The organism is Paraburkholderia diazotrophica (assembly GCF_900108945.1).
Lineage (GTDB): Bacteria > Pseudomonadota > Gammaproteobacteria > Burkholderiales > Burkholderiaceae > Paraburkholderia > Paraburkholderia diazotrophica.
The window spans coordinates 59,192-75,155 of sequence record NZ_FNYE01000013.1; the positions used below are offsets into that span (position 1 = coordinate 59,192).

14 protein-coding genes and 1 tRNA gene are annotated in these 15,964 nt (G+C 63.9%); 9 read left to right on the forward strand and 6 right to left on the reverse strand.

All coding sequences use genetic code 11. From position 1 onward, the window contains the following. Window positions 1-92: 92 nt before the first annotated feature. The gene (locus tag BMW76_RS17980) at window positions 93-1,064 is read right to left on the reverse strand and encodes a helix-turn-helix transcriptional regulator (RefSeq protein WP_090867397.1); all 972 of its coding nucleotides are present in this window, start codon (window positions 1,062-1,064) and stop codon (window positions 93-95) included. Window positions 1,065-1,156: 92 nt separating this feature from the next. Between BMW76_RS17980 and BMW76_RS17985 the strand changes: the two genes are divergently transcribed. The 7 genes from BMW76_RS17985 (at window position 1,157) to BMW76_RS18015 (ending at window position 8,572) form a co-directional block, all read left to right on the forward strand. Continuing rightward, entirely contained in the window at window positions 1,157-1,552 is a 396-nt protein-coding gene (locus tag BMW76_RS17985; protein WP_090867399.1) for a putative quinol monooxygenase, read from the forward strand. Next, window positions 1,549-2,826 (forward strand): APC family permease, encoded by a 1,278-nt coding sequence (locus BMW76_RS17990; RefSeq protein ID WP_090867402.1) that lies wholly within the window; start codon window positions 1,549-1,551, stop codon window positions 2,824-2,826. The genes BMW76_RS17985 and BMW76_RS17990 overlap by 4 nt, the downstream gene beginning before the upstream one ends. A gap of 275 nt (window positions 2,827-3,101) precedes the next feature. Then, window positions 3,102-3,488, forward strand: coding sequence for a DUF2917 domain-containing protein (locus BMW76_RS17995; RefSeq protein WP_090867405.1), 387 nt, complete (start codon window positions 3,102-3,104; stop codon window positions 3,486-3,488). A gap of 145 nt (window positions 3,489-3,633) precedes the next feature. Then, entirely contained in the window at window positions 3,634-4,350 is a 717-nt protein-coding gene (locus BMW76_RS18000) for an ABC transporter ATP-binding protein (RefSeq protein ID WP_090867407.1), read from the forward strand. Continuing rightward, the gene (locus BMW76_RS18005) at window positions 4,343-6,964 is read left to right on the forward strand and encodes an FtsX-like permease family protein (RefSeq protein WP_090867409.1); all 2,622 of its coding nucleotides are present in this window, start codon (window positions 4,343-4,345) and stop codon (window positions 6,962-6,964) included. The genes BMW76_RS18000 and BMW76_RS18005 overlap by 8 nt, the downstream gene beginning before the upstream one ends. Further along, window positions 6,964-8,097: a lipocalin-like domain-containing protein gene (locus BMW76_RS18010; RefSeq protein WP_090867411.1), complete on the forward strand. Its 1,134-nt coding sequence runs from the start codon at window positions 6,964-6,966 to the stop codon at window positions 8,095-8,097. The genes BMW76_RS18005 and BMW76_RS18010 overlap by 1 nt, the downstream gene beginning before the upstream one ends. A gap of 163 nt (window positions 8,098-8,260) precedes the next feature. After that, window positions 8,261-8,572 carry a DUF4148 domain-containing protein gene (locus tag BMW76_RS18015; RefSeq protein WP_090867414.1) on the forward strand — a complete coding sequence of 104 codons (312 nt, stop codon included), beginning with the start codon at window positions 8,261-8,263 and terminating at the stop codon, window positions 8,570-8,572. A gap of 440 nt (window positions 8,573-9,012) precedes the next feature. Here BMW76_RS18015 and BMW76_RS18020 read toward each other — a convergent pair whose 3' ends face one another. Beyond that, window positions 9,013-10,368, reverse strand: a complete 1,356-nt coding sequence (locus tag BMW76_RS18020) for a TAXI family TRAP transporter solute-binding subunit (protein WP_090867416.1) — start codon at window positions 10,366-10,368, stop codon at window positions 9,013-9,015. 197 nt (window positions 10,369-10,565) lie between these two features. Between BMW76_RS18020 and BMW76_RS18025 the strand changes: the two genes are divergently transcribed. Then, window positions 10,566-10,642 (forward strand) — tRNA-Val (locus BMW76_RS18025). 299 nt (window positions 10,643-10,941) lie between these two features. Here the strand turns inward: BMW76_RS18025 and cyoD are convergent. From cyoD to cyoA, 4 genes are read right to left on the reverse strand one after another with little or no spacing between them, the layout of a single operon-like run. Further along, entirely contained in the window at window positions 10,942-11,283 is a 342-nt protein-coding gene (gene cyoD, locus BMW76_RS41175) for a cytochrome o ubiquinol oxidase subunit IV (protein ID WP_177200420.1), read from the reverse strand. Then, complete coding sequence (gene cyoC / locus BMW76_RS41180) at window positions 11,284-11,898, reverse strand: cytochrome o ubiquinol oxidase subunit III (RefSeq protein ID WP_245763266.1); 615 nt, start codon at window positions 11,896-11,898, stop codon at window positions 11,284-11,286. It abuts the gene before it with no gap. Then, window positions 11,898-13,910: a cytochrome o ubiquinol oxidase subunit I gene (gene cyoB / locus BMW76_RS18035; protein WP_090867419.1), complete on the reverse strand. Its 2,013-nt coding sequence runs from the start codon at window positions 13,908-13,910 to the stop codon at window positions 11,898-11,900. The genes cyoC and cyoB overlap by 1 nt, the downstream gene beginning before the upstream one ends. Window positions 13,911-13,913: 3 nt before the next feature. Next, window positions 13,914-14,813 (reverse strand): ubiquinol oxidase subunit II, encoded by a 900-nt coding sequence (gene cyoA, locus BMW76_RS18040; RefSeq protein WP_090867421.1) that lies wholly within the window; start codon window positions 14,811-14,813, stop codon window positions 13,914-13,916. A gap of 589 nt (window positions 14,814-15,402) precedes the next feature. Here cyoA and BMW76_RS18045 point away from each other — a divergent pair. After that, complete coding sequence (locus tag BMW76_RS18045) at window positions 15,403-15,903, forward strand: OmpA family protein (RefSeq protein WP_090867656.1); 501 nt, start codon at window positions 15,403-15,405, stop codon at window positions 15,901-15,903. The last annotated feature ends 61 nt before the right edge of the window (window positions 15,904-15,964 follow it).

The window sequence follows — 15,964 nt, forward strand, 5'->3', positions numbered from 1 at the left end:
GCATGAGTGCCTGCGTGTGAGTGCCTGCGTGTGAGCGCCTGCATGCGTTGTGCCGTCTGAACTGCCCTTGAGGTGCCTTCGCGTTCGCCCGATCAGCCCGCGTTGAGCGTTGCGATCTGCTCGCCGAGCTGGCGCAAACGCTCCCGCAATTCCGACGGATCGAGCACTTCGACATGGCCCGCGAAGCCGAGCAATTGCTCGGCCGCATAGCCGAACTGTTCGACGGGCAGCGTCACCTCCTGCCAGCCGTCCGGCTCCGAGGGCGGCATGATCTGCGCCTGTTCGACGGCCGCCGCGCCGAGCCGGTGCAGACGCGTCATGCCTTCCGGCGACAGGCGCAAGCGCGCCGTGTGCTTGAGCAGGCCCTTTTCGAACGCCGCGACAGCCGACGTCCATTCGTCGCGCAAGTCGAATCCGTCCGGACGTTCGAACGTTTCGTCATGCACCGTCAACTGCGTGATGCTCGACACGCGATAAGTGCGCAACTGCGTGCGCACGCGCGCGACCAGATACCATTCGCCGCCCTTCAGCACGAGCCCGAGCGGGTCGCGCACGCGCACGGCTTCGTTTTCGTCGCGGCCGTTCCACGTGCGGTATTGCATCGAGATGCGCTTCTGTTCCCACACCGCGCCCGCGAGCATCGTGAGCCACGGCGTGGGCGATGGCCGCTGATACCAGCCGACGGGATCGATGTGCAGGCGCGAGCCGATGCGCGAGGTGTCGGGCGCGGCGTCGGGCAGCGCGGTGACGAGCTTGAGCTGCGCGGCCCTTAGCTGCTCGGACAGGCCGAGATCGGATGCCGCGCCCGTCAGACCGGCAATCGACAGCGTTTCGGCTTCGGCCTTCGTGATGCCCGTCAGCTTCGCGCGATAGCCGTCGAGCAGCGCGAAGCCGCCGCCCGGCCCGCGATCCGCATAGACGGGCACGCCTGCCGCGCTCAGCTGGTCGATGTCGCGATAGACGGTGCGAATCGACACGTCGAACTCGTCGGCGAGCGCCTGCGCGGTCACGCGGCCCTTGACCTGCAGCATCAACAGCATCGATACGAGGCGGCTCGTCGCCAATTTTGAAACCCTTCCTAATTCATGACATCCGTTGTCAGCTATTGAAGAGTATAAAGGTAATCATCGTCGATGATCCAATGAGGATACGCAGTATGCATGTTACGTATGTGGTCCGTTTCCAGGTGCGGCCCGACAAGCTCGAACGCTTCTTGACGCTGCTGCACGGTGTGCTCGACGCGATGCGCGACGAGCCGGAGTTTCGCGAAGCCGTGCTGCATCGCGACCCCGATTCGCCCTGTCGTCTGATGCTCTACGAGACGTGGGAAATCCGCGAAGACGCGAGCGACGAACAGATTCACCGCCCATATCGGCGTGCGTATCACGAGGCACTTGCCGATCTGCTCGTGCGTCCTCGTGAGGTCACGGAATGGCGCACGATGCGCGCGGACCGCACCGAGCACGTCAAGCGCGCCGATCTTCACGGCCGTCACAGCACGCCGTCGCTTCAATCGCGCGACGCAAATGAGCCGGTCGGAGTTCACGCATGAGCGGCCCGCCGCGCGCCGGAAGTCTGAGCGTGATGCAGGGTGCCGCGCTCTATGTGGGCGCAGTGCTCGGCACGGGCGTGATCGCGCTGCCCGCGCTCGCGGCGGAGGCCGCGGGCCCCGCGTCGCTCGTTGCGTGGCTCGCGCTCGTCGTGCTGTCGGTGCCGCTCGCGGCCACGTTTGCGGCGCTTGGCGCGCGCTATCCGGACGCAGGCGGCGTATCGACGTATGTGCGCAACGCGTTTGGGCCACACATCGCGGCCATCGTCGGCTGGTGCTTTTACTTTGCGGTGCCCGCGGGCGCACCAGCCGCGGCGATGTTCGGCGGCGTGTATGTCGCGGCTGCATTCGGTGGCGGCGAATGGGCGGTGATTGGCACGGCCGCCGCGTTGATGCTCACCGTGACGCTCGCCAACGCGTTCGGGCTCACGGTATCGGGAAGGCTGCAACTGGTGCTCGCCGCGTTGCTCGTCGGGCTGCTGCTCGCGGCCGTGATCGCGTCGGCGCCGCATGCGCAAACGGCCAATCTGCATCCCTTTGCGCCGCACGGCTGGCTCGCGGTATTTCCGGCGGCGGCGCTGCTGGTCTGGAGCTTCGCGGGCTGGGAGGCCATCACGCATCTCGCCGCCGAGTTTCGCCGTCCTGCGCATGATCTGCCAATGGCGGCGGGCATTGCCGTCGTCGTGGTCGGCGTGCTGTACATGGGCGTCGCGACGGCGAGCGTGATGGTGCTCGGGCCGAACGCAGGCGCATCGGGCGCACCGCTTGCCGAACTGCTAGCGCGGGGGCTCGGCGGGAAGGTGCAGATACTGGCCGCCGTCGCCGCGCTGCTGCTCACGCTCGGCACGATGAACGCCTATTTCGCGGGCGCCGCAAAGCTCGGCGCAGCATTGGGGCGCGACGGCGCGCTGCCGGAATGGCTCGCACAAGGCAGCCGCGCCGGCGACGTGCCGCGCCGCAGCCTGTTCGTGATCGCAGCGCTCGCCACGTTCGCGCTCATCGTCGTGGTCATCGCGGGTGTCGGTCCGAAGCCGCTCGTGCTGCTCACGACGGGTTCGTTCGTCACCGTCTACGCGCTCGGCACGGCGGCAGCGCTGCGGCTGTTGCCGCGCGGCAGCTGGGCGCATCGTTGCGCGCGCGTTGCGCTCGTTGCGGTGGCGGGATTGTGTTGCGCGACGGGCTGGTATCTGTTGTGGCCGCTCGTCATCACAGGCTGCACATTGCTGTATCTGCGCGTGCGCCGTGTTTTCGTTTCGAGTTCGAGAGCCATTTCATGATGATGCAACGCGCGCGAGAAAACTGGTTGACAACGCATCGGCGTCACGACAAACTCGAATGCATGCTGACGCTCACCACCATCGCCTACGCGATTATTAATAACCCAATGGAACGCCATCGCGGCGGGCCTATGGGAGCGTGCGTGCGTTAGCTATCCGCAGCAGTAGTCAGCAGAACGATCAGCTGAACGATCCCAAGGCCCCGCCGGTAAACGGAAGGGGCCTTTTGTTTTAATGGCGCCTTCCGTCCTCCGGCTCATTTGACGGAGTGCATGATGGACAAGGTTTGCCAGCAGTTCACCGATGACGATTCGCTCTGCACATCGCGCTTGCAGGAAGAGCGATTACCCAGAGTCGTCGTCCACTTCGAAGTACAACCCGGCGCGACGATGTCATGGCGCGTCGAGGCGAACACCGAACTTATGGTGCAAGGCGCGCGTGTATGGCTGACGCGCGCGGCGTCACCGTATGACCACTGGCTGCAGGTCGGCGATACGTTTCGCCTGCAGCGCGGCGAGCGTGTCTGGGTCAGCACGGATGGCGATACGGCTGCACGGCTTTCGCTGACCGCCCATCTCGTGACATCACGCGGCATGCTGGCGCGATTGATGAAGCGTTGCACTTCGCTGGGCGCGGATATCTTTGCACCGTGGTCGCGATGAGTGTCTTGCGTTGCGGGGCGGGTTTCGTCGGTTGCTATCGTCGGTTGTTTGTACGCGCTGCGCGGCCAATAGCATGCGCGGATCGCAGCGGCATGCTAAAAAGACCAAATCCAAAGCCGCCGCAGACCCACAAGCACGGAGTTCCATGCAGCCTGCCGATAGCCCCGTCCTGCCCGCGCTCGAATGCCGTGCTTTGAGCAAGACATACGACATGAAGCGCGTCGTGCTCGATCGCCTCGATTTCGCCCTCGGCGCGGGCGAGTTCGTCGCGATCATGGGCGACTCGGGCGTCGGCAAGTCGACGTTGCTGAATCTGATCGCGGGCCTCGATCGCGCGGATAGCGGCGACGTGCTGATCGACGGCACGCCCATCTCCACGCTCGACGACGACGCGGCCACGCGCCTGCGCCGTCAGAAGCTCGGCTTTGTGTTTCAGGCGTTTCATGTGCTGCCGCATCTGACGCTCGCGCAAAACGTCGCGTTGCCGCTGCTGCTGAACGGCATCGCGACGGCGCGCGCGAACGAAATGCTTGCGGCCGTCGGACTCGAAGGACGCGGCGACGACCTGCCGCGCCAGCTTTCGGGCGGCGAACTGCAACGCGTCGCGATCGCGCGTGCGCTGGTGCACCGGCCCACGCTGATCCTCGCCGACGAGCCGACGGGCAATCTCGACCCCGACACCGCGCACGAAGTGCTGGCGCTGCTGCGCGAAGAGACAAAAGCAAACGGCGCGGCGGCGATGATGGTCACGCATTCGGAGGCGGCCGCGGCATTCGCGGACCGTGTCCTCGTTTTGAGCGACGGCAAGCTGCACGCAACGCACGTCCGCTCGTCGCATGCGCTGCGCCCCTCCGATGAGTGACTCGATATTCACGGGCAACACGCGACGCAAGACCCACGGTCTGCGCACGCTCACGCGCTGGCTGCTGGCCGCCGAATGGAAGAGCCACAAAGGCCGCGCGCTTATCGCGATTGCGACGATCGCGCTGGGCGTCGCGCTCGGCTACGCGGTCCAGCTGATCAACAGTGCTGCGTTCAACGAGTTTTCGGCGGCCACGCGCAGCCTGTCGGGCGAAGCGGACTTGCAGGTACGCGGCTCGCAGCCCACGTTCGACGAACGCGCGTATCCGCAGCTTGCGACACAGGCGGGCGTCGCGCTCGCGAGCCCCGTGCTCGAACTCGACGTGACGGTGCCGAGCCGCACGGCGCCGCTGAAAGTGCTCGGCATCGACGTATTCCGCGCAAGCCGCATCGCGCCCGATCTGACGGGCGTGATGGACAGCGATCATCCATTCGACTCGCTCGCCGACGACGCAATCTTCCTCTCACCCGCTGCACAGCAGTGGCTCGGCGTGCGCATCGGCGATACGGTGACGCTGCGCAGCGGCACATCGGACGTGCGCTTGCGCGTCGCGGGCGGCATTGTCCGTGCGCGGGCCGGGCAGCGCATCGGCGTGATGGATATCGCGGCCGCGCAGTGGCGCTTCGGGCGGCTCGGCAAGCTGTCGCGCGTCGATCTGCAACTGGAACGCGGCGTCGATCGCGAACGTTTTCGGCAGGCATTGCAGGCTCGGCTCGGTGGCCGTTTCATGGTGACGGCGGCGCGCGATGTCGAAAGCCGCACCGATCGGCTCTCGCGCGCCTACCGGATCAACATGAACGTGCTCGCGCTCGTCGCGCTTTTTACGGGCGCGTTTCTCGTGTTCTCGACGCAGGCGCTCGGCGTCGTGCGCCGGCGCGCGCAATTCGCGATGCTGCGCGTGCTCGGCATCACGCGCGCGCAGTTGCTGCGGCAGATCCTGCTCGAAGGCGCGTTGCTCGGTACGTTCGGCGCAATCGGCGGCATCGCGCTCGGCTTCGCGCTCGCTTATGCCGTGCTGCGCGTTTTCGGCAGCGATCTGGGCGGCGGCTATTTTCCGGGCGTGCAGCCGAGTGTCGGCTTCGAGCCGATTGCCAGCGCGATATTTCTCGTGCTCGGCATCGGCGTCGCGCTGCTCGGCAGTCTCGTGCCCGCGCTCGAAGCGGCGCGCGCGCATCCCGCGCCGGCGCTGAAGGCGGGCGGCGAAGAGACCGCGCTCGGCAAGCTCTCGACGCCGTGGCCGGCGCTCTGCTGCCTCGCGCTCGGTGTGGCGTTGACGCAAGCGCCGCCCGTCTTCGATATGCCCATCGCGGGCTATGTCGCCGTCGCGCTGCTGCTGATCGGCGGCATTGCGCTGATGCCGCGCGTCACGTCGCAGTTGTTCCGGGCACTGAGCCGTGCGCGCAACGGACGGCAGCGCGCGCCCGTCACGGCACTCGCGTTTGCGCGGCTCGCGAATGCGCCGGGGCAGGCGTCGATTGCAATGGGCGGCGTGCTGTCGAGCTTCACGCTGATCGTCGCGATGGCGATCATGGTGTCGAGCTTTCGCGTGTCGGTCGAGGAATGGCTCGCGCATCTGCTTTCCGCCGATGTCTACCTGCGTGTCGCGCCGAACGGCGACACGGGCGGACTGAATCCGCAGCAGCAGGCGGCAATCGCCGCGACGCGCGGCATCCGACACGCGGCGTTCGCGCGCACGTCGCAACTGACGCTCGATCCGTCGCGGCCGGCAGTGGCGTTGCTCGCGCGCGAAATCGACGCTGCCGACCCGGGCGCGAACCTGCAGATCACGGGCGAGACACTTTCACCGTCGGCGTTGAGAGAGGGCGAAACGCCCGTCTGGGCATCCGAAGCGATGGTCGATCTGTATGGCTATCACGTCGGTCAACGGTTGATGCTGCCCATCGGTACATCGGGGACATCCGGCGCATCGAGCGCACCTGGCACGCCCGGCGGGCGCGGCTCGGTGTTCGTCGTCGCGGGCATCTGGCGCGATTACGTGCGGCAGACGGGTGCGCTCGAAATCCGTCTCGCCGACTACCGGCGCCTGACGGGCGACACCAGCGCCACTGACGCCGCCCTCACGCTCGATCGCGGCGTAAGCGCTGCGCAGGCGATCGCCGCCTTGCGCGCGCTGCCGTTTGCAAGCGCGCTCGACTTCGCGCAACCCGGCGAGATCCGCGCGCGCACACTGACGATCTTCGACCGCAGCTTCGCCGTCACGTATCTACTGGAGGCCGTCGCCATTGTGATCGGGCTGTTCGGCGTCGCGGCGACCTTTTCCGCGCAGACGCTCTCGCGCTCGCGCGAGTTCGGTATGCTGCGTCACGTCGGCGTGACCCGCGGACAGATTCTCGCGCTGCTCGCGACGGAAGGGGGGTTGCTCACGGCGCTCGGCATCGCGATGGGCTGCGCGCTCGGTTTCGCGATCAGTCTGATACTCGTGTTCGTCGTCAATCCGCAGTCGTTTCACTGGAGCATGTCGCTGCATGTGCCGTGGATGTTGCTGTCGGTGCTGGCCGTCGTGATGCTCGCGTCGTCGTGCACGACGGCGGTGGCGGCAGGCCGGCGGGCCGTGTCCGTCGATGCCGTGCGCGCCGTCAGGGAGGACTGGTGATGCGCGGCATGCTTCTTCTGTCGTCCATGTTCGCTTGCACGTTGTGCGCGTCGTCTGCTGGGTATGCGGCCGAGCCGCCCGCCGATTCCCCATTCGCAAGCGTGACGCCCGAAAAGCCCGTCGTATTGCCGCAGGACACGGGCGCGCATCCCGCGTTTCGCACCGAATGGTGGTACGCGACGGGCTGGCTCGAAACACCCGATCGTCGACCGCTCGGCTTTCAGATCACGTTTTTCCGCTCGGCGACGGGCCATCCCGCGAGCGATCCGAGCGCTTTCGCGCCGACGCAACTGATCATCGCGCATGCCGCGCTGAGCGATCCGTCGTTCGGCCGCCTCGTGCACGATCAGAAGATCGCGCGACAAGGTTTCGGCCTTGCCTATGCGAAGCCGGATAACACCGACGTGCGGCTCGATACGTGGCGCATGATTCGCGCGCCGGACGGTCACTACGACGTCACGGCCGACGCCGCGGGCTTTGCGCTGCATCTCACGTTCACGCCGACGCAGGCGCCGCTCGTTCAGGGCGCGAACGGCTATTCGCGCAAAGGGCCGCTGCCGGAGCAGGCGAGCTACTACTACAGCGAGCCGCAACTGCGCGTGACAGGCAGTGTCACGCGCCCTGCCGCCAGCGGCGTCAGCGGCGCAGCGGCATCGACGTCCACGCCCGTGACGGGCAGCGCGTGGCTCGATCACGAGTGGTCGAGTGCACTGCTCGCCGCCGACGCCGTCGGCTGGGACTGGCTCGGCGCGAATCTGTCGGACGGTGCGGCGCTGATGGCGTTCAAGGTGCGCGGCGTCGACGGACGCGCGGTCTGGGCGCATGCCGCGCTGCGTGCCGCCGACGGACGCGTCACGCAATACGGTCCCGGCGCCGTCGACTTCACGCCCGTCCGTCAATGGCGCTCGCCGCGCACGAATACGCTGTATCCCGTCGCGACCGTTGTCCGGACAGGCGACACGCGCTGGCAAGTGACGCCGTTGCTCGACGATCAGGAACTCGATTCGCGCGAATCGACGGGCGCGCTGTATTGGGAAGGCGCCGTGACCGTCAGCCGTGACGGTCAGCCGGCCGGTCGTGGCTATCTCGAACTGACCGGCTACGGGAAAAAGTTGAAGCTGGAGCAGCGCTAACTCGCTGAGCCTTGATGCGGCGCGTAACCAGGTTAACCCTGAATTCTGGAAAAATCACTTCTACACGGCAGCCTTAATCTTAAGCGCCTACTTACCTACACTTCCTCTCACACTGATTGCGAACAGGGCTGTTCGCAAAGTCATAGCAAAGTTGGAGGTTGTCATGAAGTCGCTGATCAAGGCTGTCGCCGTTGCCGTTGTTTTCGCTGTTCCCGCCCTGTCGTTCGCTCAGGCGAACCAGCCTGTCACCCGCGCCCAAGTCCGCGCGGAACTGGTTCAACTGGAGAACGCCGGCTATCGTCCGGGCGCAGGGTCGGAAGCGCACTACCCGGACGAACTGCTCGCCGCACAGGCACGCGTGAACGCGCAAAACGGCGCGGCGAGCGGTTACGGCGGCGTCGCGAACAGCGTGTCGCAATCGGGTCGTCCGGGCGTGTCGGCTGCGGATTGGAACGCAATGTACGGGCGTCCGTAAGTCGTCGCACGACTCGAACGGATGGAACGGTGCGCCGCTGCGCCGTGCCGTGTCGATCGTTCCCGTCGATTCGTCGTTATGCATCGCGTCGCGGGAAAGTCTGTGTTCATGGGCGGACCTGCGCCCGATGTATGAAAAGCCTGTCAAGATCGCATCAGGACAGGCTTTTTTGTTCGAGAAAAGCGAGTTGTGCAGTGGGTTCAGGTTACGCAAAGTCGCATCGGATGTACTTCGGATTCCGTTGCATCTGGCTTCGAGCAATCAATTTTTTCGTCTAAGCCAACGCTCGTCCGGAGCGGATCAGCAAGCCTTTTGCTCGCCCCACCCTGCACTTACCCACAGATTTTCTTGATAACCCTGTGGACAACGCCCGGACTCCCGACGCATCTGCTTGACGCACCACGACTTTTCACGTCGGAGCAAGCACTCGGCACCCGCCGCTACTGATGCGCACGCACCCGCTCCGGAACGCCCTCCAACCGCTGCCGCACGAACCGCACATGCTCGCGCAGCACATAGAAGCCGTCGGCGTAGGCGAGCGGCATCCGCAACGTGTTCAACGAAGCGTCGATCTGATCGAGCTCCATCAGCAGCTTGCTGCGCTCCTCGGCGGACGAATCGCGCATCGCCTCGCGCTCGATCGCGATCAGCGAGCCGTAGTAGCGATAGATGCGCGAGCGCACGCGCCAGGTGAACAGCGCCGGAATCAGCCGCAATGCGGGAAACAGCAGCACCGCGATCGGCAGCAGCAGCACCAGCAGGCGGTCCACCACAGTGGCAAGCCAGAACGGCAGCGTCCGGTACAGGAAGCTCTTGCCTGACTTGTAGTAGCGCGTCGCGTCCTCGCTGATGCGGAACTCGCGCACCGTCGGATTCGGAAACTGCCCCGCCTTCTGCAACAGCCCGGCCATCCCGTGCACTTCCTGCGCCGCTTCGATCAACAGATCGGAGATCGCCGGATGAAGATTGTCGCGCGCGACGAGCTCGACGGTCGGGCTGATCAAATGCACCGTCTCCGGCGGAATCCGCCGGCGCAGATCGAGCACGCCGGGCGGCAGGTCGAGCTCGTCGAGATAGGGGAATATCCTCGTGTAGGCGCTCGCCTCGCCAAAGTCCATCACCGAAATGCCGGGAATGCCGAGCAGCCGCAGCATCAGCACGCGTGTGGCCGAGTCGCCGCTCAGCAGCGCGGCGTCGACCTGGTTCGAGACGAGCGCCTTCGCGGCATCGAGTCCGTCGAGCGGCAGCAGCGTCGTATTACCGCCCGCGTAGACGCCGTTCGCTTCGAGCAGATTCAGCGACAGCATCCGCGTCCCGCTGCCCTCGCGGCCAATCGCGATGCGCTTGCCCTCCAGATCCGACAGTTGCGTCAAGCCCCGGCCGCGATAGAACACGACGATCGGCACATACGTGACGCTTCCGAGCGACATCAGCGACGTCGTATTCCGTCCGCCGGACACGCCGCCCTGCACAAGCGCGATGTCCACCTTCTGCTTCGGGTCGAGCAGCCGGTCGAGGTTCTGCACCGAGCCGTCCGATGCCAGCACATTCAGCGTCACGCCGTTGCGCGCGAGTATCTTTCGATACTCCTGCGCGATCTGCATGAACGAGCTGTCGTGCGGGCCGGCGCTGATCGTGATCGTGCGCGGCGGCGCCGGATCGACGAGCCACACGACGAGCCAGACGACGACGGCGAACAGCAGCACGAATGGCAATGACGTCCATGCCAGATCGCGCCACACCGTATGCGTGTGGTCGCGAACGAAGTGCGGAAAATGCGGACGAAAACCTTTCATGAACCGGCTCGCCTCTGATGTGCGTCATCGTCAATCGTAGCCGTCTCGCGCCGTTCTGGGGAGCATCCGAGACAGGAGCAGCGCGGCGCCCGCACGTCGTTCAACGGCCCAGTACCCGCGCGACAGGGCCATCGGCACAAAATTACGTCGAGGGCTTGCGCGATCGAAAGTGTGTCTCTATAATTCGCGCCTTCGCTAGGCTCGTAGCTCAGCTGGTTAGAGCACCACCTTGACATGGTGGGGGTCGTTGGTTCGAGTCCAATCGAGCCTACCAACGAATATATGAAGTACATGAAAGCGGCAAGCATCGGATGCTTGCCGCTTTTTGCGTTCTGGCTCTGCGTGAGCTTCCCGTTGCGGGGTGCCCCTGCCCGCTTTCATTTCCACGATTCGCACGCCGAGTTGCGTCGCCTGATACGGCATTACGGCGGCGGCGTCGCTTCTCTTTTCGCGCGATAGTGGCATCCATAGGCACGGGCCAATAAAAAAGCCGAAGAACATTGCTGTCCTTCGGCCCTGCTTCCGCCTTCATCGCGCCTCACGACGCGATGCGCGGACACATCGTCAACGCTATTAGCGCGACATCATGTTCATGCTGACGTTGTTCATCACCCATACCGTCCCGAACACCAGGAACATCGCGGCCAGCACCGTGTAAGCGAGCGCGAGGGTATTCCAGCGCTGGCCCGACGTCGATACGCTCATGTGCAGGAAAAACACCAGATGCACGACGATCTGCACGACGGCAAGCGCGGCAAGCGCGAGCGGCGCCGAACTCGCGGGCAACCAGCCTTGCATCACGACGCCGAACGCGGCGGCCGTCAACACCACGGCCAGAACGAAACCGACCACATAGCTGCCGATACCGCCGTGGCCCGCTTCCGGATGAAGCGCATGTGAATTCGAGTGAGCCATTTAGACCATGCTCCCGAGATAGACAAAGGTAAACACGCCGATCCACACGACGTCGAGGAAGTGCCAGAAGAGGCTCAGGCACGTCAGACGCGTGATCTCGCGCTGCGTCAGTTGCGGCGCGCGCGCCACCTGAACGGCCAGCACGGCCATCCAGATCAGCCCCGTCGCGACGTGCAGACCGTGCGTGCCGACCAGCGCGAAGAACGACGACAGGAACGCGCTGCGCGACGGACCGGCGCCTTCCGCGATCAGATGCGAGAACTCGGTCAGTTCCAGCTTCAGGAACACGAGGCCGAGCACGAACGTGACGGCGAGCCACGTCAGCACGGCACGTGGGTTGTCGCGGCGCGCAGCGACCATCGCGAAGCCGTAGGTGATGCTGCTCAACAGCAGCGCAGCCGTTTCGAGAGCAACGCCGGGAAGGTCGAACAGATCCTTGCCCGTCGGCCCGGCGTTGAACTGGTGCGCCATGACGGCGAACACCGCGAACAACGACGCGAACAGCACGCAGTCGGTCATCAGGTACAGCCAGAAGCCAAATACCGAATGCGATTCGCCATGATGGCCGTGGCCGTCGACCTCGTTCAACGTTGCGGCAGAGACTTTTTGCAGCATCACTCGACCTCCGCGAGAGCCAGCGGCGCTTCAGCATGCTTCGGAAGCGGCGCGCGGCCTTTGTTTTCGATTGACCGCACCACGTCGGCCGGAATGTAGTAGCCCTCGTCACGGCTGAAGCTGCGGCCGATCACGGTCGCCGCGATCGCCACCAGGGATACGATCGCGAGCCACCAGATATGCCACACGGCGGCGAAGCCGAGCGCCAGGCTGAACATGCCGATGAAGAAGCCAGCGCCCGTGTTAGATGGCATGTGGATGTCCTGATAGTCCGCCTGCACGCCGAGACCCCGGCCTGTTTCCTTCATGTGCGCGAAAGCATCCAGTTCCTCGACGACGGGAATCGTCGCGAAGTTATAAACGGGCGGCGGCGACGAAATCGACCATTCGAGCGTGCGCGCGCCCCACGGATCGCCCGTGACGTCGCGATATTCCGGCTTGTTGCGGTTGATGATGCTGACCACCACCTGCGTGACCTGGAACACGACGCCCGTGGCGATCAGCGCGACGCCGCATGCCGCGACGATCATGTACGGCTGCCATGCGGGATTGTCGTAGTGGTTCAGACGACGCGTCGCGCCCATGAAGCCGAGCACGTAAAGCGGCGTGAAGGCCACGAAGAAACCAACGAACCAGCACCAGAACGCACACTTGCCGAGTCTGTCGTTCAGCTTGAAACCGAACACCTTCGGGAACCAGTAGCTGAAGCCGGCCAGATATCCGAACACCACGCCGCCGATAATCGTGTTGTGGAAGTGCGCGACGAGGAACAGGCTGTTGTGCAGCACGAAGTCCGCGCCCGGAATCGCCAGCATCACGCCCGTCATGCCGCCGATCGTGAACGTGACCATGAAGCCGATCGTCCACAGCACCGGCGCCGTGAACTGGAGGCGGCCGCGGTACATCGTGAACAGCCAGTTGAATATCTTCACGCCCGTCGGAATGGCGATGATCATCGTCGCGATGCCGAAGAACGCGTTGACGTCCGCGCCCGAACCCATCGTGAAGAAGTGGTGCGCCCACACGAGGAACGCCAGTACCATGATCGCGCACGATGCGTACACCATCGTCTTGTAGCCGAACAGCGGCTTCTTCGCGAATGTCGAGATCACTTCCGAATAGATGCCGAACGCGGGCAGAACCAGGATGTAGACCTCCGGGTGTCCCCAGGCCCAGATCAGGTTCAGATACAGCATCGCGTTGCCGCCGGCTTCGTTCGTGAAGAAGTGCATGTCCATGTAGCGGTCGAGACCCAGCAGCGCCAGCGCAACCGTCAGGATCGGGAACGTCGCCATGATCAGCACGTTCGAGCAGAGCGCCGTCCACGTGAACACGGGCATCTTCATCAGCGTCATGCCGGGTGCGCGCATCCGGACGATCGTCACGAAGAAGTTGATCGCCGTGATCAGCGTGCCGACACCGGACAATTCCAGCGCCCAGATGTAGTAGTCGACGCCTGCGCCCGGACTGAACTGCAATTCGGAGAGCGGCGGATATGCGAGCCAGCCGACCTGCGCGAACTCGCCGATCACGAGCGAAATGTTCATCAGGATCGCGCTGATCGCCGTCATCCAGAAACTCAGCGAGTTCAGGAACGGGAACGCGACGTCGCGCGCGCCGATCTGCAGCGGCACGACGATGTTGAACAGGCCCACCATCAGCGCCATCGCCATGAAGAAAATCATGATGACGCCGTGCGCGGTGAAGATCTGATCGTAGTGATGCGGCGGCAGATAGCCCGTCGCGCCGCCGCTCGCAAGCGCAAGCTGCAGACGCATCATCACTGCGTCAGCGAAGCCGCGCAGCAGCATCAGCACGGCCACGACGATGTACATCACGCCGATTCTCTTGTGATCGACGCTCGTGAGCCATTCGGTCCACAGCCAGCGCCACTTGTGCGCGCGTGTAATAAACACGGCGACGGCCAGAACGATCAGCCCCATGAGCGCGCCCGCGCCCATGATGATCGGCTGATCGAACGGAATCGCCTCTAAAGTCAGATTGCCGAACATGCGTTACTCCTTCGAAGCGTTCGTGCCGCAATTGGCGTCACGAAAATCGACGACATGGCCACTGTTGTATTTCGCAATGACGTTGTGGAACAGCTTCGGGTCCACCGACGAGAAATAGCGCACCGGCTCCTTCTCGCTCGGCTTCGCGACCACGCCGTAGTGGTCCATATCGAGCCGGTCCGGCGACGCCTTGACCTTTTGCACCCAGCCGTTGAAATCCGCCTGACTCACGGCGAGCGTGCGGAACTTCATGTCCGAGAAGCCCTTGCCGCTGAAATTCGCCGAGACGCCCGCGTAGTCGCCCGGCGCGTCCGCAATCAGATGCACGCGCGTCTGCATGCCCGCCATCGCGTAGACCTGCGTGCCGAGTTGCGGGATGAAGAACGAGTTCATCACCGAATCGGACGTGATGTGGAAATTGACGGGCGTGCCGACGGGCATCGCCAGCTGGTTCACGGAAGCAATGCCGAGGTCCGGATAGATGAAGAGCCACTTCCAGTCGAGCGCGACGACTTCGACGTCGATCGGCTTGACGTTCGATTCCAGCGGCTTGTACGGATCGAGCTCGTGCGTGGTTCTCCATGTGAGGATGCCGAGGAACAGAATGATCAGCGCGGGTATCGTCCACACGACCACTTCGATCGCCGTGGAATGCGACCACTTCGGCGCGTAGACCGCATTCCGGTTCGACGCCCGATAGCGCCACGCGAACAATAACGTCAACAGAATGACGGGAATGACGACGATCAGCATTGTCCAGGTCGCCGTCGCTATCAGCGACTTTTCGGCGACCCCGACGCTGCCTTTCGGGTCAAGCACTTCCAGTTGACATCCCGTGAGAAACGCAGTCAGACCGATGCTGACCGGTATGAGGCAACCTCTAAAGGTACTTTTGGCTAACATATTTGCCCAATGATCGTTGAACCACGCTATGCACGTGTGGGGGTTGCAAGGCAAAGTGCACAAGGTCTTATGTGCTCCGCGATTCTAGGGACGCGCCGTTTTTGAAATCGTGATCTCCGTCAAGGACACAGCCGGGAATGTGGTGTTAGGCGTGCGACCTGATGTCACACGGCCGATGCTCGGCGGGCGACTTGTCCCGTAGCAGCGGCCGATTTGGTCAGCGACGCAGAGACATTTCTTGGTCGGTCTCAGTCTCGTGATCGCTTCTCGATGCGCCCAGCGATTCATTTCACTTTCCGCGGACGGTGGCAGCGCTGTTGTTGAGTGCCGCCACCGAATGCGGATCGTTGATCTGTCACGCGCCGCCATCGGCGGCAAGTTTCACGCTTGTTTGCAATCCGGCGCACGCATGCGACACCTTCTTGTCAAATTTCGAAAAAACTATGGATAGCTGATCACCATCTTGTCTTTTCGGATAAAGAATCGAGGTTCGAAGCGCTAGGCTTCGCATCGCAGTCGTCGCGCGATGATCCGACTGTCGCCGCAAAAGCGCCTGTCCGTTCCCAACTTCCGCAAAGACATCACGATCATGAGAAAACTGTTGCCTCTCGTCACCTGCGCCTTGTCCCTTTCGCTGCTGGCCGCCTGCTCGGGACTCGATCGCCAGAATGAAGAAGCGCTCAACCGGAAAGCCGGCATCGAAGTGACGCAGGTCAAGGATGGCGTGCAGGTGCGTCTGCCCGAGAAAGTGCTGTTCAACTTCAACGAATCGAGCTTGCGGCCCGACTCCGAACCTGCCATCGCACGCGTCGTCGTCGTGCTGAACCGCACGAAAAAGCCGATGATCGTCGAAGGTCATACGGATAACGTCGGCACGCGCGAATACAACCAGCAATTGTCGGAAGCACGCGCAAAGACGGTCGCGAATGAGCTGGAGCGCCGCGGCATCGGCGCTTCGCGCGTTTCGCTGAAGGGCTACGCATTTGACCGCCCCGTCTCGGACAACGACACGCCCGAAGGCCGCTCACGTAATCGCCGCACGGAGATCGTCGTGACGGGCGAATCGCTCGAAGCCGTGATGGGCAAGTGACCACAGCGGCTCTGGCAGGCGTTTTCGGACGCCTGCCCTCCGTCGCGCTCATCTCACGCGT

Excerpts from the sequence above, each read along its gene's own strand:
- BMW76_RS17985 (WP_090867399.1), top strand. The coding sequence starts at position 1,157 with ATGCATGTTACGTATGTGGTCCGTTTCCAGGTGCGGCCCGACAAGCTC.
- BMW76_RS17990 (WP_090867402.1), top strand. The coding sequence starts at position 1,549 with ATGAGCGGCCCGCCGCGCGCCGGAAGTCTGAGCGTGATGCAGGGTGCC.
- BMW76_RS17995 (WP_090867405.1), top strand. The coding sequence starts at position 3,102 with ATGGACAAGGTTTGCCAGCAGTTCACCGATGACGATTCGCTCTGCACA.
- BMW76_RS18000 (WP_090867407.1), top strand. The coding sequence starts at position 3,634 with ATGCAGCCTGCCGATAGCCCCGTCCTGCCCGCGCTCGAATGCCGTGCT.
- BMW76_RS18005 (WP_090867409.1), top strand. The coding sequence starts at position 4,343 with ATGAGTGACTCGATATTCACGGGCAACACGCGACGCAAGACCCACGGT.
- BMW76_RS18010 (WP_090867411.1), top strand. The coding sequence starts at position 6,964 with ATGCGCGGCATGCTTCTTCTGTCGTCCATGTTCGCTTGCACGTTGTGC.
- BMW76_RS18015 (WP_090867414.1), top strand. The coding sequence starts at position 8,261 with ATGAAGTCGCTGATCAAGGCTGTCGCCGTTGCCGTTGTTTTCGCTGTT.
- BMW76_RS18020 (WP_090867416.1), bottom strand. The coding sequence starts at position 10,368 with ATGAAAGGTTTTCGTCCGCATTTTCCGCACTTCGTTCGCGACCACACG.
- cyoD (WP_177200420.1), bottom strand. The coding sequence starts at position 11,283 with ATGGCTCACTCGAATTCACATGCGCTTCATCCGGAAGCGGGCCACGGC.
- cyoC (WP_245763266.1), bottom strand. The coding sequence starts at position 11,898 with ATGCTGCAAAAAGTCTCTGCCGCAACGTTGAACGAGGTCGACGGCCAC.
- cyoB (WP_090867419.1), bottom strand. The coding sequence starts at position 13,910 with ATGTTCGGCAATCTGACTTTAGAGGCGATTCCGTTCGATCAGCCGATC.
- cyoA (WP_090867421.1), bottom strand. The coding sequence starts at position 14,813 with ATGTTAGCCAAAAGTACCTTTAGAGGTTGCCTCATACCGGTCAGCATC.
- BMW76_RS18045 (WP_090867656.1), top strand. The coding sequence starts at position 15,403 with ATGAGAAAACTGTTGCCTCTCGTCACCTGCGCCTTGTCCCTTTCGCTG.